This window comes from Alteromonas sp. ABH2_165 (assembly GCF_056159945.1).
The window spans coordinates 94,171-111,874 of sequence record NZ_JBSWWF010000010.1 but is presented as its reverse complement, the minus strand read 5'-3'; the positions used below and the strand labels follow the sequence as shown (position 1 = coordinate 111,874).

The window sequence follows — 17,704 nt, the reverse complement described above, 5'->3', positions numbered from 1 at the left end:
CTTGTTTCCCTTTGTTTATTAGAATTATCGTTGATGTTTGGGTTTATCTAATCGTTACGTGATTTTTTGATGTAATTAGACGGAGCAATAACCGTACACCGCCTTGTGAACGACAGCATACCGCTATTTCGTATACGAAGTGAATTGTGTATGTAAGCAATTATTAACGGATGAGTAAGAAACACTAAATTTCAGGTACAAAAAAGCCCGGATAAACCGGGCTTTTTCAAGATAAAAACAGCAATTACATGCTAGCTTTTTCTACAACGCTTACCAGAGTCCAAGTCTTAGTCTTGGAAACAGGGCGGCACTCGCGAATAGTCACGGTATCGCCTTCGTTAGCAGTGTTGCTTTCGTCGTGTGCGTGAAGCTTAGTAGAACGCTTGATGAACTTCCCGTAGATAGGGTGTTTAACGAAACGCTCAACAACAACAGTGATAGACTTATCACCTTTGTTGCTAACCACACGACCTTGTACTGTACGAACATTTTGCTCAGTCATTACGCATCAGCCTTTTGAGTCAGAATGGTTTTAACACGCGCGATGTTACGACGCACTTTCTTCAGCTGGTCTGTTTTTTCAAGCTGACCAGTTGAATGCTGCATGCGCAAGTTGAACTGTTCGCGTAGCAGGTTTAACAACTCTGCGTTCAGCTCTTCTACGCTTTTATCTTTCAGTTCAGTCGCTTTCATTACATCACCGTCCGAGTTACAAAGGTTGTTTTAAATGGCAGTTTTGCCGCTGCCAGTTCAAACGCTTCGCGTGCCAGAGACTCAGGAACACCTTCCATCTCATACAGAACACGGCCAGGTTGAATTTGGCATACCCAGTACTCAACGTTACCTTTACCTTTACCTTGACGCACTTCAAGAGGCTTCTCAGTAATTGGTTTGTCAGGGAAAACCCGAATCCAGATTTTACCTTGACGCTTAACGTGACGAGTCATAGCACGACGCGCTGCTTCGATTTGGCGCGCAGTCATACGACCACGGCCAACTGCTTTCAGGCCATAAGTGCCGAAGCTTACTTTGCCACCAGCAATAGCAAGACCACGGTTACGACCTTTATGCATTTTACGAAATTTCATGCGTTTTGGTTGTAACATGATTTAGCCCTCTCGCTTAGCGTTGCGGCCTTTCTTCTTAGGTTGAGCTGGCGCAGCCGGCTCCTGGTTTGTAGGCAGACCGCCCAGAACCTCACCTTTGAAGATCCAAACTTTAGTACCAATGATACCGTAGGTAGTTAAAGCTTCAGAAGTCGCATAATCGATGTCCGCACGGAAAGTGTGCAGAGGAACGCGACCTTCACGGTACCACTCAGAACGTGCAATCTCTGCACCGCCCAGACGGCCGCTAACTTCAACTTTGATACCTTTGGCACCAAGGCGCATTGCATTTTGTACCGCACGCTTCATAGCGCGACGGAACATTACACGACGCTCCAGCTGGCTAGAGATGCTGTCAGCTACTAACTGTGCATCCAGCTCTGGCTTGCGTACTTCTGCAATGTTGATCTGAGCAGGCACACCGGCCAACTTAGATACGTGATTACGCAGTTTTTCTACGTCTTCACCTTTCTTACCGATAACAACGCCTGGACGAGCAGTGTGAATAGTCACACGGATGCTCTTAGCAGGACGCTCGATCACGATTTTAGAAAGTGAAGCGTTTTTCAGCTGCTTAGTCAGATACTGACGTACCTGATGATCGTTATACAGGTTGTCTGCATAGTCTGCAGTATTAGCGTACCAGGTCGAAGTCCATGGTTTGCTGATACCCAGGCGTATACCTGTAGGATGTACCTTCTGTCCCATTTTCTACTCCTAGTTATCCGCTACAACTACAGTGATGTGGCTGCTGCGCTTAAAGATACGATCAGCACGGCCTTTAGCACGTGGTTTGATACGTTTCATCGTTGGACCTTCGTCAACGAAGATTTTCGCAACTTTCAGCTCGTCGATGTCAGCACCTTCATTATGCTCTGCGTTAGCAATAGCAGACTCCAGTACTTTCTTAACTAATGCTGCGCTTTTCTTCGGGCTGTACGCTAAAACTTCAAGAGCTTTTTCAACGTTCAGGCCGCGAATTTGATCCGCAACCAAGCGTGCTTTTTGAGCCGACGTGCGGGCAAAGCGATGTTTAGCTAATGCTTCCATTTCCTACCCCTTAACGTTTGCTTTTCTTGTCCGCGACATGGCCGCGGTAAGTACGCGTTGGCGCAAATTCGCCCAACTTGTGGCCGACCATTTCGTCACTTACGATGACAGGTACATGTTGGCGACCGTTATGGACCGCAATGGTCAACCCAATCATATCTGGGATGATCATAGAACGACGTGACCAGGTTTTAATTGGTTTACGGTCGTTCTTTTCCACTGCAGCCTCTACCTTCTTCAGCAAGTGAAGGTCAATAAATGGACCTTTCTTGAGAGAACGTGGCATGGTGAATCCTCGCTATTACTTGTTACGACGACGTACGATAAGCTTATCAGTACGCTTGTTGCTACGGGTTTTCTTACCTTTGGTAGGAACACCCCATGGAGTCACTGGGTGACGACCACCAGACGTACGTCCTTCACCACCACCGTGCGGGTGATCTACCGGGTTCATTACAACACCACGGACTGTAGGACGAATACCACGCCAGCGGCTCGCACCGGCTTTACCCAGTGAACGCAGCATGTGTTCTGCATTGCCAACTTCACCGATTGTTGCACGGCAGTCAGACAATACTTTACGCATTTCACCTGAACGCAGACGCAGAGTAACGTAGTTACCTTCACGTGCCAGGATCTGAGCGTATTGACCAGCAGAGCGAGCGATTTGCGCGCCTTTGCCAGGCTTCATTTCGATAGCGTGTACAGTGGTACCTACTGGGATGTTGCGCATAGGCAGGGCATTACCTGCTTTAATCGCTGCATCTGAACCAGACTGAATCGCATCACCTGCTTTCAGACCTTTAGGTGCCAGGATGTACTTACGCTCACCGTCTGCATACAGTACCAGAGCAATGTTTGCAGAGCGGTTTGGATCGTATTCTAAACGTTCAATTTTGGCAGGTACGCCGTCTTTGTTACGCTTGAAGTCAACGATACGGTAGTGTTGCTTGTGACCACCACCGTGGTGACGTACGGTAATACGACCATTGTTGTTGCGGCCACCAGATTTGCTGTTCTTGTCTAACAGAGGCGCGTGAGGCGCACCTTTGTGCAGATCAGGGTTAACAACCTGAACAACGTGACGACGACCGGCAGAAGTTGGCTTAGCTTTCATTAATGGCATTTCTAATCCCCTTCTTATTCAGCGCCACCGACAAAGTCGATGTCCTGACCTTCTTTAAGCGATACATACGCTTTTTTCCAGTCGCTACGCTTACCGAAAGACATGCCGTGACGCTTGGTTTTACCCTTAACGTTCACAGTGCGTACGTCAGCGACTTCAACTTCAAACAGTTTTTCAACTGCTGCTTTGATTTCAGCTTTGTTCGCGTCTTTAGCTACTTTGAATACAACCGTGTTGCTCGCTTCAGCAGCCATAGTAGACTTTTCTGAAACGTGTGGTGCCTTAAGCACCTTCAGTAGACGTTCTTCTTTCATGCTAACGCCTCCTCAAGTTGTTTCACTGCATCCGCAGTAATCAGCACTTTTTCAAATGCGATCAGGCTAACAGGGTCGATACCAGCAACATCACGTACATCAACTTTGTACAGGTTGCGAGCAGACAGGAACAGGTTCTCGTCTACTTCTGGAGTAACGATCAGAACGTCAGACAGTTCTAATTCACCCAGCTTAGCTACCAGTGCCTTAGTTTTAGGCTCATCGATGCCGAACTTTTCAACAACAACCAGACGGTCTTGACGAATCAGTTCAGACAGGATGCTTTTGATAGCACCACGATACATTTTCTTGTTAACTTTTTGCTCAAAGTCACGAGGCTTCGCAGCGAATGCGCGGCCACCACCAACCCAGATTGGGCTGCGGATTGTACCAGCACGTGCACGGCCAGTACCTTTTTGACGCCATGGCTTCTTACCACCACCGCGAACTTCAGAACGAGTCTTCTGAGCTTTAGAACCCTGACGGGCAGCATTGCCGTAAGCAACAACTACCTGGTGTACCAGAGCTTCGTTAAACTCACGTCCAAAGGTCGCTTCGGATACTTCAAGAGCGCTTTGCGCGTCTTTCAATGTTAATTCCATCACTTAACTCCCCAGACGTTACGCTTTAACAGCTGGCTTTACGACTACATCGCTGCCAGTTGCGCCAGGTACGGCACCTTTAACCAGGATCAGGCTGTTTTCTACGTCTACACGTACAACTTCCAGAGACTGCGTGGTGACTTGCTTGTTACCAAGCTGGCCAGCCATTTTCTTGCCTTTGAAAACTTTACCTGGAGATTGGTTTTGACCAATTGAACCAGGAGCACGGTGAGACAAAGAGTTACCGTGAGTCATACGTTGTGAACTGAAGTTCCAACGTTTGATTGCACCTTGGAAACCTTTACCTTTAGAAGTACCAGTTACATCAATTTTCTTGGTGTCGTTGAAGATTTCTACAGTGATTTCACTGCCAACTTCAATTTCAGCACCTTCGTTGTCTTCCAGGCGGAATTCTACCAGAGTGCGGCCAGCTTCAACGCCAGCTTTAGCAAAGTGACCTGCTTCAGCTTTGTTTACGCGGTTCGCTTTCTTAGTACCAGTAGTAACCTGAAGAGCGCGATAACCGTCAGTTTCCTCAGAACGAACCTGAGTAACGCGGTTTGGGGTCGCTTCGATAACAGTCACAGGGATAGACGTGCCATCTTCAGTGAAGATGCGAGTCATACCCACTTTACGACCGACTAGACCAATCGCCATTGTTAATACCCTCTCTTATTAGCCCAGGCTGATTTGAACATCAACGCCAGCAGCCAAGTCCAAACGCATCAGCGCGTCAACTGTTTTATCAGTTGGCTCGATGATGTCTACCAAACGCTTGTGAGTACGGATTTCGTATTGGTCACGCGCGTCTTTGTTAACGTGCGGAGAAACCAGAACTGTATAGCGTTCTTTGCGAGTAGGCAGAGGAATAGGACCGCTTACCTGAGCACCAGTACGTTTCGCCGTTTCTACGATTTCAGCCGTAGACTGATCGATCAACTTGTGATCAAACGCTTTAAGACGAATACGAATTCTTTGATTTGGCATCGATTAAGCTCCAATCGAAAGAACAAAAAAATCATCTTCTCACTCCCTCTTATATATGGGATGAAAAGATGTGCGTATAAACCAGTGATTCCCAATTGGAATCTTGTTCTTTGTTTCTGACACGCCCGCTACGTTACCGGTTTACTGGTGTTGTAGCTTCGGCATCTACCCTAAAAGCAGTGTAGCTGCGGCCGAAACCATGCCTTTTGTACAAGTTGTACATGGCAAGTGGGCGCGAATTATACAGAACTAATGAATCAAAGCAACCACGAATTGTAAAAATTGATCTATTTTTATTCAGTGGGTAGGTTGTACTGCGTTATTTATACGTAAGTCATTGTCGGTATCAGGTAAATCGCAGTTTCTGCCTCGTCGGTCAGTTGCTGGTTTAACCATAAAGGGGTATTGTGAAATGCATTAGTTTCGGGCACTACCACGTTTTTTCGCCCGGTATGTCTCGTATTGTCGGTTTGTCTTAATAATAGAACCTTTATTTATGCTCGGAAACAGTAGTCAGCAGTTGGCATTTGATAAAATCAACAGCATCCTTGAGAAGCACTCTTCCTTACTTGATGCCTATAGCGAAATTGAATCCATCATTCTTGATTTGTTCGATACGCAGCGTATGAGTATTTTTATGCGTCGTCGGCAACACCAGGATTTGGTTGCTCGCTTTAAAACTGGAAAGGCCACACAGGAAATTAAGGTTCCCATTTCGCCAATGTCCATTGCAGGTTATGTCGCGCTTGCTCAACGACCTGTGATCGTTGCTAACCCTTACGACACTGAAGAATTAGCCAGTATTCATCCCCGTCTTCGTTTCGCCGACAAATTCGATAAGAGCACAAATTTCCGTACCAATAATATTCTGTGTGTGCCCATTTTGAATGCCGGCGTTCTGCTTGGCGTTATGCAGCTTATTAATAAGGAAACAGGACCGTTCAACGATACCGACCTCACCGTCGCTCAAAACCTCACGGAACTGCTGGGAAATAAGTTTCGATATGAGCTAGGTGGTACTAACAACCCCTTCGACCTGTTGCTGCATAAAAACCTAATTTCATCCACAGCGCTGGCAGAGTTAATAGAAAGCGCCAACGATCACCGTGCTCTCGTGCAGCGATTGATGTCTGAACACAGCATCCGCGAGAATGATCTCGGTAATACGCTTTCTGTGCATTATCAGGTCCCTTATATTCCGTACCTGCCGGAAAAGTATCACCTGTATCAAAACAACAGTAAGTTAAACCTCTCTTATCTGAAGCGTAATCTTGTTGCCGTGATTGCCGATGCGCACGAACGCCCAACTGTATTAATGGCAGAGCCGAACAACGCTGCGCTGCTTATGGAAATAGAGAGTGCGCTGGGTATAGATACCTACGAAATCGCCGTCGCGTTGCCTAATCAAGTTATGCAATACCTTGGCGAAGGTAGCGGCGGTGGCGCCCCCGGCGAGATGAGCGAGATTCTCGACGAGATCAGTGCCGGCGATGAAGACAGTGACGACCAGGTTGATGAAATGTCTGACGACGCGCCAGCCGTGGTGCGTCTGGTGAGCCGGGTTCTGCACGATGCAAAGCGGCTAAACGCGTCGGATATCCACATTGACCCCGAAAAAGGGGGCCCTACCCGCGTGAGAATGCGTGTGGATGGCGTGTGTCGAGATATGAGTCAAATTCCGCAATCTCACCACAGTGCGGTAATCGCTCGTATTAAAATTCTATCGAACCTGAATATTGCAGAAAAACGGGTGCCACAAGACGGTAAGCTGTCATTCCGCATGAATGGTCAGCTCGTTGAAGTGCGGGTTGCCACCATTCCTACCGTTGCTGGTGAAGGCGTAGTAATGCGAATCCTGGCTTCCGGTGGTGCTATGCCCATCGATAAAATGAACCTTGCGCCATCGAACATGCAGCGCCTTGAAAGTATGATTCGTAAGCCTCACGGCATTCTATTGGTTGTAGGACCTACCGGTTCAGGTAAAACCACCACGCTCCACGCGGTATTGGGCTATCTGAACACGCCGGAGAAGAAAATCTGGACTGCCGAAGACCCGGTGGAAATTACTCAGGCCGGTTTACAGCAGGTGCAGGTAAGTCCGAAGATTGGTTTTACCTTCGCGGCGGCACTACGGGCGTTCCTGCGGGCCGACCCGGACATCATCCTCATTGGTGAAATGCGTGACAAAGAAACCGCACATGCCGGTATCGAAGCGTCACTTACTGGTCACCTTGTGTTATCGACTCTGCACACCAACTCTGCACCAGAAACCATCACCCGTCTGCTGGATTTAGGTCTGGACCCGGTAAACTTCTCAGATGCTTGTGTGGGTATTCTAGCGCAGCGACTAATTCGCACATTGTGTAAGAGCTGTAAGAAAGAGTACCCAGCATCAGAGAGCGACGTGGCGTTTATCAAACGTCAATATGGTGAAGACTACCTTACAGAACTGAACCTTCCAACGCCGCTTATGCTGCACAAAGCGGAGGGCTGCGATGATTGTGGTGGTACAGGTTATCGCGGCCGGACCGGTGTACACGAACTACTGGGCATGACACCGGAACTACGCAGTCTGGTATATAAAGAAGGCAGTGTATCTGACATGAAAGATCAGGCGATGAAAGACGGCATGCGTACACTGGTTCAGGATGCTATTTATAAAGTGATCAAGGGCGATACCGATCTCGCGCAAGTGCAAATTGTCAGTGGTGCGGAATAACGTTACCCAAGTTATGCAGAAGCGGCACGTTGTTGCCGCTTAATCTGCATCGAATTTCCGCTTCGCGAACTGGTATGCCGACTGCGCTACTGCCTCACCGTGTTCACCAACCACACCTTCTGTCACACTCTCATCTGTCCCTGTGGTTTCTTCGCTGAACAACCAGTCATGGCCAGCCGACCATAAATGATTTGTGATGGAATCTCCGGTCATTTCCTTTACACCCAGATTCACCGCCGAATAAGCCAACCCTGCAGGGCCGCCGTACAGAAAGCTACCTGCTAAATCGGATGCGGCACTAATATGACTCGAAGACACATTCTGATAAAAGTCGGACACCAAGGGAATATGATGCAGCAGATTAACGGCATCGAATCCATCATTCCAGTCGACACCATCTTCACCAAACGCGCTATCTACAAAGGTGGCCCAGTCAGATGACGCCATGTTTTCGCTGTCTGCCGATTCCGTTTCAACCACCTCTTCAGTCACGCCTTGTGCATCACCCGACGAAGCAGAAACCGCTGACTTAAGTAAATCGGTTTTCAGCACTGACAAAAGAGAGCCCTGAAGTTTGGCTAAGCCTTCATCAGAAGTCAGTAAGTTCAGCGCTTCATCAGCGCCCCCACCGAGACCCAAAGAACGCATAAACGCCGATTGAATGCCAGAGACCAGTTCGTCTGACTGCGCACTGGTATTGGTATCTCCCAACGTAAGGGTAGATAACATTGCCGTAAAACCATCTGCCGTCTCCGTCGCAGTGATCAGTGTTGAATCACGCGTCGATTGGGTACTGTCCACAGTGTCGCCCACATCAACGGTGTTCGTGAAGTAACCGCTCATCGTCTCTAAAATTTGCATAAATCCCCCTACCCAGCGGGCATTGTAAACTCTGTAAAGGTACTGAAAATCAATAAGCTACAGCAGTGCTGAAAGCCAAAACCTCAGTTAGTATTCAATTCGGGTTCGCAAAGGACGGCGGCACTTTCTCCCTATAATTAACGATATTTATTGTCAGAAATCTGACACCGAGCGACGCAGCTATGAAATTACGATGCCAAATTTTGATTCTTTTCATTTCTTTACACATTGCGGCATGCAGCCAAACGCCTTCGGAAGAAGCGCAAGTTATTGCAAGTAGCCCAACGAATCCAAATGTATCGCAACGCTCTGTCGATACCCGCGAGCGAGAGGCTTCTCCGGGTGAGGCGGCCTTTCGTCCGCCCCGCAGCGAGAAAGTTTCAGTGGTAAGCGTACCTACCGGTTCGCTCTTCGACCCCGCTCATGCAGCGGGTTTGTATGAACTGCATCACAATTTCAGTGTAGGAGACATGATCCTGATCTCTCTCGATGAGCAGACTTCATCCCAGAAATCAGTCGATTACAACGAAGACAAAAACACCCGTTTTCAGATTCAACCGCTAACCGTGAATGCCGGCCCGATACACATCAGCGATGATGACTTGAACATGGACCACCAGCAAAGTGGCGAATTTAACAGCTCAGCCAATACCAGCCAGTCGAATTCGCTGGAAGGACAAATTACCGTTTATGTGGTTGAGATGTTGCCTAACGATAATCTGGTGGTGGCCGGTGAAAAGTGGATCACGATGAATCAGGGTAAGGAATTCATTCGCTTTTCCGGCGAAGTAAGGATTCGCGATATTGATGTAAACAATACCGTCAGTTCCGCCAAAGTCGGGAACGCATTAATTGAGTACAGCGGAAAAGGGGAGCTTCAAGATAATCAGAAGCGCAGCTTGCTTAGCAAACTCTTCTCCATTTTCGGGTAATCTTATGTTTCGTGGTTTTCCTTTAGCCATACTTTTTGTTCTCTCTGCTATGTCGTTTATTTCCCGCGCCGAATGGGTACAGGGAGAAGCCTCTCTGATGGTAAAAGATGCACCATTAGATGACGTTAGGTTAGTTGCGATAAAAAATGCTATTGCTGATGCCTCGTTTAAATCTGGCAGTGTGATCACCGCAGAAGATGTGGTGCTTAACGGACTACTGGTAAGCAGCAAAGCTGAAATTCACTCTACGGGTCGTATACAGCGGGTAGAAATTATTGATGAGACAATAGCTGACGGCACATTGCATGTGGTAGTTAGAGTAAACATCACGCCACTATTCTCTTGTGAAAGCGATAAATATCATCGCTCGGTATTGGTTACCCAACTTCAGCTTTTGCGACCCCGGCAGGCAGCGTACGGCGATATTTACGACTTTGGCAACCAAATCAGCAAGCGCTTCGAGCAGCAATTACTGCGGCAGCAACAGGCTATGAACGTGCAACTACTGGATAAAGCGTTTGCTTCAAGAGCGGCGTTCAACTCTCTGACTCCACAAATCATTTATGATAAAGCCTCCTATCTTGCACAAACCCAGGGTCGTCAGTTTGTTGTCTTCGGTTATATACGTGATATCAGCTTGTTCGAGCAGTTTGATATAACGGATGACGACGAAAGCGCGCTCAGAAGAAACTTCACCCTAGACGTGTATGTGGTGGATGCTTATCGAAGCTCACTGCTTTTCCAGGAGAGCTACCATTCAGAAGCCGACTGGAATTACCCTGAAGGCCAACAAGTAGATACCAACAACAGCCTGTTCTGGCGCAAGGACTACGGCAGAATTGTGTTGAATACGGTAAATGCGGCAGTAACGGATATCGCCAATATCATTACGTGTGAGCCTTCGGTTACGCAAGTTGCAGACAAACTTGAAGATAACCTGGTGATAGGTATGGGGGCTGCCGACGGCGTGGCAGTAGGCGACACCTTTGCATTACTGAAAACTCGTACGCTCAGTCGCACCAATACCACTGGACTAACAATCCAGTACCCGCTAGAGAATGTGCTGTTTAGTGTAAGCGCAGTCAATGCACATGGTGCTGTTCTCGAAACCAGTCAGAAGGTAAACAGCACGATTGCCGATCTGTATGATTTAGTTACGCCACATCGATAATCAAATACAGAATCTTCGATATCATTTTTTGTATGAATGCCTAGCAAAAAAGTGAGTCAGCAGTTTGTCATGCACTCGGTCGTTAATGATGGATCTCGTTAGACTAAATGATAGTATTAGATTCATATTTTCTTGTTGAATATGACATTTAGATGACTACAAGTTCTGCTGAACAAGCTTATTACTGGGTGGGGATCGGTGCTTCTGCGGGCGGACTCGAACCTATCCAAACCCTCTGTGAGCAGCTGCCAAACGATGCAAATATGATTTACATTGTGGCACAGCACCTCTCACCTAAACATGAAAGTAAGCTTACTGAGTTGGTTCAGCGAGAAACACGCCTGAAAGTGCAAACCATTACCAATGGTATTGAGGCGCAACCGAACACGATTTACATCACGCCACCAAAGTATGATGTTCGGGTTAAAGGGAAAAAGATTTATCTCTCTGAGTTGGATTCCGCCAACTTTGCGAAGCCTTCCGTTAACACCTTATTTGTGTCACTTGCTGAAGAAAAGCGGGAACATGCCATCGGTGTTGTATTATCTGGAACCGGTTCTGATGGCGCACACGGAATTAAAGTGATCAGAGCGTCAGGTGGCGTAACTTACGCACAAGATCCTACCTCTGCCGGATACGATGGCATGCCGCGCGCAGCACTAGACACCGATTGCGTTGATTTTGTACTGAATCCGTCAGATATCGGCGTTCATCTTCACGACCTCAGCACAAAACTGCCCCGAGATTTGCAAATCAAAATCGAAGGTGAAGGGGTTCAGGATAAATTTCTCGAACTCATTAGTATTGTCAGAAAGCAATGTGGTGTGTCTTTCAAGCATTATAAAAAAGCCACATTGCAACGACGCATCGAACGTAGAATGCTGGCGCGGAAGGTCGACAGCTTCTCAGAGTACGTCGATTTGATTCGTGACGATAGCGAAGAGGTGCGCCTGCTGTACAAAGATATTCTGATTTCCGTTACTAACTTCTTCCGCGACCCCAATACTTTCAGCCAACTTGCGCCAGTGCTGGAGTCGATTAAAGACAGTAAGAGTAATGGCGATCCTATTCGATTGTGGGTGGTAGGCTGCGCAACCGGTGAAGAAGCCTACAGTTTAGCGATTATGCTGTGTGAGGCTCTCGGTGGCGTGGAGAAACTGAGCAGCGAAGAGCATCAGATTTTCGCATCTGACGTAGACACCGATGCGCTCACCGTTGCTCGCCGCGGTATTTATAGCGAAGCATCCATGGCAGATGTACCGCAGCAGTTCAAAGAGAAGTACTTTCGCAAGAAAGGCAATGCGTATGAAGTGATTGATGAGATCAAGCGTATTATCTTGTTCTCCGGTCACAATATCATTGACGATCCACCGTTCCTGCGTATCGACCTCATTACCTGCCGCAACCTGCTTATCTACTTCGATCAGGAATTGCAGAAAAAAGTGTATCGTATATTCCACTACTCCTTGCGAGACCGTGGACACTTATTTCTGGGCAAATCTGAAAGTACCTCTCAGGTTACGGATATTTTCCGTGCTGTTAATTCACAGGAAAAGATTTTTCAAAAACGAAGCGTGTCTTCCTATAACCCGCAACGCTTTCATTTAAGTGGAAAGGCGTCGGTTAGACTAACTGAAATGCCGGCAAGAACTACGGATACCAGCCAACCACCGCAACTACCCGACGCCCTGGTAGAACAGCTTGGCGATGCCTGCATTCTGATAAACGATAACCTGGATGTAGAACATACTTATGGCAATAGCACCAACTACATCAAGTTTCCGAAAGGAAAGCCGTCGTTTAACCTGAGTGAAATCGTGCTGGAAATGTTCAGACACGAAATTCGACCACTGGTTTACAAAGTCACCCGCACGAAAAAGCAGTCTGAAAGTCAACTGCGCCGCATGACGATTGATGGCAAGAAGTATCAGGTTAAAATGAAGGTGCTGCCGGTTCAGATTGAAGAGCAGGATGAAAAGTTTCTGCTGGTCTGTTTCGAACGCTCAGCTGAAGCTATCAATGAATCGGATGCGGTTATTCTTGACGAGAGTGCTGCGCGGATAAAAGAGCTTGAAGACGAGCTATCCATGGCTCGTGAGCATATTCAAACCGTGGTGGAAGAACTCGAAACATCAAACGAAGAATTGCAGTCGATGAACGAAGAGCTGCAATCGTCGAATGAAGAGTTGCAATCTTCCAATGAAGAACTGGAAACCACGAATGAAGAACTCCAATCTACCAATGAAGAACTGGTAACAATGAACGACCAGCTCAACGACAAAACCACGTCGCTTGAGCAAGTGACCAATGAGTTGGTCAACATTAAAAACTCTCTGGCTTTCCCGTTGGTTTATCTTGATAGCAACTACACGGTTGTACGAGCCAACCAAGCTGCCAAAGCAACGTTTAAGTTAAATTCCGATTTGGACAATTTTAACGAGCGCATCCGCGAGCGGTTCGACGGCATTAAAGTGCGTGATTTAGTCGATGGCGTAACTGATTCCGGTAAAGAGTTAACCGTTCCTCTGGAAGGCGAAAACGTATACTACAGCCTTCAGGTTACTCCTTACTTTTCAACTAACAACAAAGTTGAAGGCGCTATTTTTAGCTTTATTGATAACACCGTGCTGGTTAATCATCAACACGAACTCAACGAAAAACGTGAACAGGCGCAACGTGCTAACCTGGCAAAAACGGAGTTCCTGGCCAATGTCAGTCATGAAATTCGCACCCCGCTAAATGCAATTGTCGGTGTGAACGAGGTGTTCGGCCTTAGCGTTGACGACGATTCGAAGCGAGAGCAATTACTTAAGATCCTCGACAACGCTACCCGCAAACTAAAAGATTTGCTCAATGATCTGCTCGATTTTGCCAAGTTGGAATCGGGCCAACTATCTCTTGAACACACGGAGTTTTCTCCGAAAGATTTAGTTGAAGACTTAATTGAGCTTTACGCAGTTGATAACGAAAGAGAAGACCGCAAAATCTCAGCGAACTTCAGTGAAGATCTACCCGATGCATTTATCGGCGATCCGTTGCGAATACAACAAATTGTCACCAACCTGCTTTCCAATGCGATTAAATTTACCGAGTCGGGAAGTGTCAAAGTGTCTCTTAGTGGACATTGGGATAGTGGTGTATATCGCCTGCTGGTCAAAGTTACTGATACTGGCATCGGTATGTCAGAAGAAAACCTGCAGCAGATTTTCGAGAAATTTACCCAGGCGAATTCCAGTATTGCGCGACGCTTTGGCGGGTCAGGATTAGGTCTGTCGATTGTTAAAGAGTTAGTGGCGCTGATGGCCGGTACGATCTCTGTTTCCAGTAAAGAGAACGCGGGTACTACCTTTACTATTACACTGCCATTGCAAACGCCCAAAGCTGTTATGGAAAAACGCCCCCAGTCTGACAAGCAAATTAGTAAGTTAGCCACCGCCGACAATAGCCGCGTTTTAGTTGTGGAAGATAACGATGCTAACGTCTTTATTCTTACTACGTATCTGGAAGAACTCGGCCTGACCTACGATGTGGCTGAAAACGGTAAGCAAGCGTTAGAACAGGTAGAGAAGCAGCACTACGATGTCATTTTACTAGACTTGCAAATGGACGTCATGGATGGCTTCGAATTCTTTGAAGTGCTGACTACAGAGAAACCCGATATTGCGAGCAAAACAGACGTAATCGCAGTCTCGGCCCACGTTCATCAAGACATAATTGCACGCTGCCTAAAAGCCGGTATGAGCGATTTTCTGCCTAAGCCCGTAGAAATAACCAACTTACATGAAATTCTTTTAAGATACCTGAATGGAAGAAACACCAAAAACGAAGATTAGGTACCCTGAGCCAGGCCCGGTTTATTTTATCGGTGCCTCTCTTGGCGGTGTAAAAGCGTTTATCTCTCTGGTGGAAAAACTACCCGATGATTTTCCTGCCCCTGTCTTTTTATTGCTGCACCGAATTAAAGACAGCGACAAGAAAGGCGGCGATATGCAAATGGTATTTCAGGCGAAAACCCAGCTTACCGTGAAAAATGCACAAGACGGTGAGGTCGTTCGCGGTGGTCACATTTACCTGCCCCCAGACAACCTGCACATTGGCGTAGAGGACAATCGCATCCGCTTTTATGAAGAGCCTGACTTCTCTTACTGGCGTCCGTCTATCGACTTTTTGTTTAAGTCGGCGGCAAAAGAATACACTGAACGGGCTATCTGTATTCTGCTTACTGGGAACCTTGATGATGGTGTTGCTGGCCTGCGGGAAACATCTGCACAGGGTGGCATCACCGTGGCACAATCACCGGAAGACGCTTACGCGCCTTACTTGCCACTAAATGCCGTGCTCAACGACCACCCGTCACACGTGTTGCCGCTGAATGATATTCCTGCACTGATGTGCGAACTGGCGCAGCACCCATTTTCTGATGTTCAGAAAACGGTGGCCGAGGAATCTGCCGTTGTTGCCCAACAACTAAAAAGCCGCCTGAAGTAAACTTCTGGCGGCCTTGTTGTATTCGCAGGATGCGAATGCATATCCTGTCATTCAGGACTATTTTTTCAAGGTGATTTTTCCAAATACCGACGCATCGATATAACCCAAATTTTTACTGCCATCTACTGGCGTGATTTCGTGTGAGCCGACGAAATGTTCGCGTTCTTGACTACCGTCGTTATCACAGTAAGCCAACATGAACCCCATTACTTTGCCTTCGCTAAGCGTAACAGGTTTACCCGGTTTCGCCGTGGTAAAGGAATCGTCGTAAATGTCGATAGCCACTTCCCAGGTAATGGTATACGGCGCTGCTTCTGCGCGATGTAACACACTCGTCACGTGGTCGTTTAACAACACCACGCCGTCGTTATCGCCTTTGTCGCCGAAGTCTGCTGCATTGCCGTCTAATGCAATATGATAAGCAAACGCATTGTAACTGTACTGATGATTGCCGCCAGACGCATCTTCATCGATAAAGACTTCCAGAGCATCATCGTCCCAGTACTTATCTTTGGGATCAGGATGTGTATCTATCAACACGTCATCGAGCATTTCCACCAACAAATATAGCTTACCTTCATCCCATGCCAGTTTAAAACGGCCAGAAAAATCCTCTTTGGAGGGCATAGTGCCCACCATCAAATGCTCTAGCGGGTACCACTGTGAAGTTTCCCACACAGCATCATCGGCTGCCCCGTTAACCACTACGCCGTCTTTTGCAAAGCTTGCATCCATGGCCAACGCCGCAGGTGACAGTAGACTCAAGCTTAATGCAGACAGGGCAAACAAATTCGTTTTCATAAGTATTCCTTGAACAAGAAAGCGTTAACGTTATCGGTAACATTTCACATGATTTTTACACACTGAGGTTGGAATGTGAACTGCTATCGTGCTGTAGATAAAAGGTTGATGTGATGAAAGAACGTGATTGCCGCCCAGAGAACCCGGGCGGCAGATTGCGTATTACAGGTTGTAACCACGCTCTTCGTGGCTGGAAATATCCAAACCTTTTTGCTCGACTTCTTCGCTCACTCGTAAACCATTTGTAAGCACTGATACGACTTTTAATAGCAGCCAGGACACCACGGCCGTATAGGCGAATACCGCAACAATGCCGATCAATTGCACTGTTAGCTGCTCGCTGATAGAGGTGTTATCACCACCAAAGCCGTAGCCGCTGAATAAGCCAAGATCGGGTGAACAGAAAACACCGGCCAGGAAAGTCCCCAAAATACCGCCAACACCGTGTACGGGAAATACGTCTAATGAGTCGTCGATTTTCCACTTCTGTTTGATAAGGTTTGTGCAGTAGAAGCACACCACACCCGCAAGCAAACCAATCACCAAACCAGCCGCTGGGCCCACATAGCCAGATGCTGGGGTAATGGTACCCAAGCCAGCTACCATGCCGGTAACAATGCCCAGTACCGATGGCTTGCCGTATTTTTTCCATTCAATGGTCATCCACGCCAGTGAACCGGCTGCCGCACTGATATGCGTGACCAGCATAGCCATAGCCGCATCGCCATTAGCCGCTACAGCACTACCACCATTAAAGCCAAACCAGCCTACCCACAGCATACCGGCACCGGCTACCGTCATAGTGAGGTTGTGCGGAATAAGGTTGGCGCTGCCGTAACCCAAACGGTTACCTACAACCAGCGCAGCCACCAGTGCGCCCACACCTGCAGTGATATGCACTACCGTACCGCCAGCGAAGTCCAGCAGGCCCATCTGCGCAAGCCAGCCGCCGCCCCACACCCAGTGACACACCGGAAGATACACCAGTACCAACCACACCAGGGCGAAAATCAATACAGAGGAGAACTTCATTCTTTCAGCGAAACCGCCCACCATCAGCGCAGGCGTAATAACCGCGAAGGTAAGCTGGAACATGAAGAACAAGACTTCGGGAATGGTGCCGGAAAGGGTGTCTTTGCCCACCCCATCTAAGAACATTTTCGAGAAATCGCCGATGAAGCTATTCCCTTCACCAAACGCAAGGCTGTAACCGGCAATCAGCCAGATGAGCGACGCACCACAGGCAATAGCGAAGCACTGCATCAGCACCGAAAGCACGTTTTTACTGCGCACTAGGCCGGCATAGAAAAATGACAGGCCCGGTAAGGTCATAAACAATACCAGTGCGGTGGAAGTGAGGATCCAGGCAGTATCGCCGGTGTCGGCAGACGCCTGAGCAAACGCCGGGTACGGCAAGAGTAAAGCAACAGCTAAAAGCCAGTTACGCATAATGATGTCCTGATTGTACTAAATGAGTTTGGATTTATTTGCGCCGTGGTGGCGTCTTTTTATGTCCGTATTGTAGGCCGCATGCTGCAATGGTCTTT

At 47.7% G+C, this 17,704-nt stretch carries 19 protein-coding genes; 5 read left to right on the top strand and 14 right to left on the bottom strand.

Annotated features, from left to right (window positions below; all coding sequences use genetic code 11):
• Window positions 1-244 precede the first annotated feature (244 nt).
• Genes rpsQ through rpsJ form a run of 11 tightly spaced genes read right to left on the bottom strand, consistent with a single transcriptional unit; the run spans window position 245 to window position 5,185 of the window.
• A complete protein-coding gene (gene rpsQ, locus ACXAFQ_RS18600) occupies window positions 245-502 on the bottom strand; it encodes a 30S ribosomal protein S17 (protein ID WP_070125801.1) in 258 nt (85 codons plus the stop codon).
• A complete protein-coding gene (gene rpmC, locus ACXAFQ_RS18595; RefSeq protein ID WP_070125802.1) occupies window positions 502-693 on the bottom strand; it encodes a 50S ribosomal protein L29 in 192 nt (63 codons plus the stop codon). The genes rpsQ and rpmC overlap by 1 nt, the downstream gene beginning before the upstream one ends.
• Complete coding sequence (gene rplP / locus ACXAFQ_RS18590; RefSeq protein ID WP_070125803.1) at window positions 693-1,106, bottom strand: 50S ribosomal protein L16; 414 nt, start codon at window positions 1,104-1,106, stop codon at window positions 693-695. Before rplP ends, rpmC begins: the two co-directional genes overlap by 1 nt.
• A 3-nt stretch (window positions 1,107-1,109) precedes the next feature.
• Window positions 1,110-1,814, bottom strand: a complete 705-nt coding sequence (gene rpsC / locus ACXAFQ_RS18585; protein ID WP_119499834.1) for a 30S ribosomal protein S3 — start codon at window positions 1,812-1,814, stop codon at window positions 1,110-1,112.
• A 9-nt stretch (window positions 1,815-1,823) separates the two neighbouring features.
• Complete coding sequence (rplV, locus tag ACXAFQ_RS18580) at window positions 1,824-2,156, bottom strand: 50S ribosomal protein L22 (protein ID WP_070125805.1); 333 nt, start codon at window positions 2,154-2,156, stop codon at window positions 1,824-1,826.
• A 10-nt stretch (window positions 2,157-2,166) separates the two neighbouring features.
• Window positions 2,167-2,442, bottom strand: coding sequence for a 30S ribosomal protein S19 (gene rpsS / locus ACXAFQ_RS18575; protein WP_115592705.1), 276 nt, complete (start codon window positions 2,440-2,442; stop codon window positions 2,167-2,169).
• Window positions 2,443-2,457: 15 nt separating this feature from the next.
• Window positions 2,458-3,282, bottom strand: coding sequence for a 50S ribosomal protein L2 (rplB, locus tag ACXAFQ_RS18570; RefSeq protein ID WP_070125807.1), 825 nt, complete (start codon window positions 3,280-3,282; stop codon window positions 2,458-2,460).
• A gap of 14 nt (window positions 3,283-3,296) precedes the next feature.
• Complete coding sequence (gene rplW / locus ACXAFQ_RS18565; RefSeq protein WP_474824889.1) at window positions 3,297-3,596, bottom strand: 50S ribosomal protein L23; 300 nt, start codon at window positions 3,594-3,596, stop codon at window positions 3,297-3,299.
• Window positions 3,593-4,198: a 50S ribosomal protein L4 gene (gene rplD / locus ACXAFQ_RS18560; protein WP_474824888.1), complete on the bottom strand. Its 606-nt coding sequence runs from the start codon at window positions 4,196-4,198 to the stop codon at window positions 3,593-3,595. Before rplD ends, rplW begins: the two co-directional genes overlap by 4 nt.
• An 18-nt stretch (window positions 4,199-4,216) precedes the next feature.
• The gene (rplC, locus tag ACXAFQ_RS18555) at window positions 4,217-4,855 is read right to left on the bottom strand and encodes a 50S ribosomal protein L3 (RefSeq protein WP_474824887.1); all 639 of its coding nucleotides are present in this window, start codon (window positions 4,853-4,855) and stop codon (window positions 4,217-4,219) included.
• Window positions 4,856-4,873: 18 nt separating this feature from the next.
• A complete protein-coding gene (gene rpsJ / locus ACXAFQ_RS18550; RefSeq protein ID WP_008845776.1) occupies window positions 4,874-5,185 on the bottom strand; it encodes a 30S ribosomal protein S10 in 312 nt (103 codons plus the stop codon).
• Between the two features lie 496 nt (window positions 5,186-5,681).
• Here rpsJ and ACXAFQ_RS18545 point away from each other — a divergent pair, with 496 nt between their 5' ends.
• Window positions 5,682-7,904 carry an ATPase, T2SS/T4P/T4SS family gene (locus ACXAFQ_RS18545; protein ID WP_474824886.1) on the top strand — a complete coding sequence of 741 codons (2,223 nt, stop codon included), beginning with the start codon at window positions 5,682-5,684 and terminating at the stop codon, window positions 7,902-7,904.
• Between the two features lie 39 nt (window positions 7,905-7,943).
• Here the strand turns inward: ACXAFQ_RS18545 and ACXAFQ_RS18540 are convergent, their stop codons facing one another.
• Window positions 7,944-8,765 (bottom strand): hypothetical protein, encoded by an 822-nt coding sequence (locus tag ACXAFQ_RS18540; protein WP_474824885.1) that lies wholly within the window; start codon window positions 8,763-8,765, stop codon window positions 7,944-7,946.
• A 203-nt stretch (window positions 8,766-8,968) separates the two neighbouring features.
• Between ACXAFQ_RS18540 and ACXAFQ_RS18535 the strand changes: the two genes are divergently transcribed.
• The 4 genes from ACXAFQ_RS18535 to ACXAFQ_RS18520 all read left to right on the top strand — a co-directional run bounded on the left by ACXAFQ_RS18535 (window position 8,969) and on the right by ACXAFQ_RS18520 (window position 15,356).
• Window positions 8,969-9,697, top strand: a complete 729-nt coding sequence (locus tag ACXAFQ_RS18535; RefSeq protein ID WP_474824884.1) for a flagellar basal body L-ring protein FlgH — start codon at window positions 8,969-8,971, stop codon at window positions 9,695-9,697.
• Between the two features lie 4 nt (window positions 9,698-9,701).
• A complete protein-coding gene (locus tag ACXAFQ_RS18530) occupies window positions 9,702-10,868 on the top strand; it encodes a flagellar assembly protein T N-terminal domain-containing protein (protein ID WP_474824883.1) in 1,167 nt (388 codons plus the stop codon).
• Window positions 10,869-11,020: 152 nt separating this feature from the next.
• Window positions 11,021-14,701, top strand: a complete 3,681-nt coding sequence (locus ACXAFQ_RS18525) for a chemotaxis protein CheB (RefSeq protein ID WP_474824882.1) — start codon at window positions 11,021-11,023, stop codon at window positions 14,699-14,701.
• Entirely contained in the window at window positions 14,673-15,356 is a 684-nt protein-coding gene (locus tag ACXAFQ_RS18520; protein ID WP_474824881.1) for a chemotaxis protein CheB, read from the top strand. Before ACXAFQ_RS18525 ends, ACXAFQ_RS18520 begins: the two co-directional genes overlap by 29 nt.
• 57 nt (window positions 15,357-15,413) lie before the next feature.
• Here the strand turns inward: ACXAFQ_RS18520 and ACXAFQ_RS18515 are convergent, their stop codons facing one another.
• On the bottom strand, window positions 15,414-16,157 hold the full coding sequence (locus ACXAFQ_RS18515; RefSeq protein ID WP_474824880.1) for a sugar-binding protein: 744 nt from the start codon (window positions 16,155-16,157) through the stop codon (window positions 15,414-15,416).
• A gap of 162 nt (window positions 16,158-16,319) precedes the next feature.
• Window positions 16,320-17,606 (bottom strand): ammonium transporter, encoded by a 1,287-nt coding sequence (locus tag ACXAFQ_RS18510; RefSeq protein WP_474824879.1) that lies wholly within the window; start codon window positions 17,604-17,606, stop codon window positions 16,320-16,322.
• Window positions 17,607-17,704 lie beyond the last annotated feature (98 nt).

Coding starts and splice junctions, on each gene's coding strand:
- rpsJ (WP_008845776.1), bottom strand. CDS start 5,185: ATGCCAAATCAAAGAATTCGTATTCGTCTTAAAGCGTTTGATCACAAG.
- rplW (WP_474824889.1), bottom strand. CDS start 3,596: ATGAAAGAAGAACGTCTACTGAAGGTGCTTAAGGCACCACACGTTTCA.
- rplB (WP_070125807.1), bottom strand. CDS start 3,282: ATGCCATTAATGAAAGCTAAGCCAACTTCTGCCGGTCGTCGTCACGTT.
- rplP (WP_070125803.1), bottom strand. CDS start 1,106: ATGTTACAACCAAAACGCATGAAATTTCGTAAAATGCATAAAGGTCGT.
- rpmC (WP_070125802.1), bottom strand. CDS start 693: ATGAAAGCGACTGAACTGAAAGATAAAAGCGTAGAAGAGCTGAACGCA.
- rplV (WP_070125805.1), bottom strand. CDS start 2,156: ATGGAAGCATTAGCTAAACATCGCTTTGCCCGCACGTCGGCTCAAAAA.
- ACXAFQ_RS18545 (WP_474824886.1), top strand. CDS start 5,682: ATGCTCGGAAACAGTAGTCAGCAGTTGGCATTTGATAAAATCAACAGC.
- ACXAFQ_RS18530 (WP_474824883.1), top strand. CDS start 9,702: ATGTTTCGTGGTTTTCCTTTAGCCATACTTTTTGTTCTCTCTGCTATG.
- ACXAFQ_RS18525 (WP_474824882.1), top strand. CDS start 11,021: ATGACTACAAGTTCTGCTGAACAAGCTTATTACTGGGTGGGGATCGGT.
- rplC (WP_474824887.1), bottom strand. CDS start 4,855: ATGGCGATTGGTCTAGTCGGTCGTAAAGTGGGTATGACTCGCATCTTC.
- rplD (WP_474824888.1), bottom strand. CDS start 4,198: ATGGAATTAACATTGAAAGACGCGCAAAGCGCTCTTGAAGTATCCGAA.
- ACXAFQ_RS18520 (WP_474824881.1), top strand. CDS start 14,673: ATGGAAGAAACACCAAAAACGAAGATTAGGTACCCTGAGCCAGGCCCG.
- rpsS (WP_115592705.1), bottom strand. CDS start 2,442: ATGCCACGTTCTCTCAAGAAAGGTCCATTTATTGACCTTCACTTGCTG.
- ACXAFQ_RS18540 (WP_474824885.1), bottom strand. CDS start 8,765: ATGCAAATTTTAGAGACGATGAGCGGTTACTTCACGAACACCGTTGAT.
- ACXAFQ_RS18510 (WP_474824879.1), bottom strand. CDS start 17,606: ATGCGTAACTGGCTTTTAGCTGTTGCTTTACTCTTGCCGTACCCGGCG.
- rpsC (WP_119499834.1), bottom strand. CDS start 1,814: ATGGGACAGAAGGTACATCCTACAGGTATACGCCTGGGTATCAGCAAA.
- ACXAFQ_RS18515 (WP_474824880.1), bottom strand. CDS start 16,157: ATGAAAACGAATTTGTTTGCCCTGTCTGCATTAAGCTTGAGTCTACTG.
- rpsQ (WP_070125801.1), bottom strand. CDS start 502: ATGACTGAGCAAAATGTTCGTACAGTACAAGGTCGTGTGGTTAGCAAC.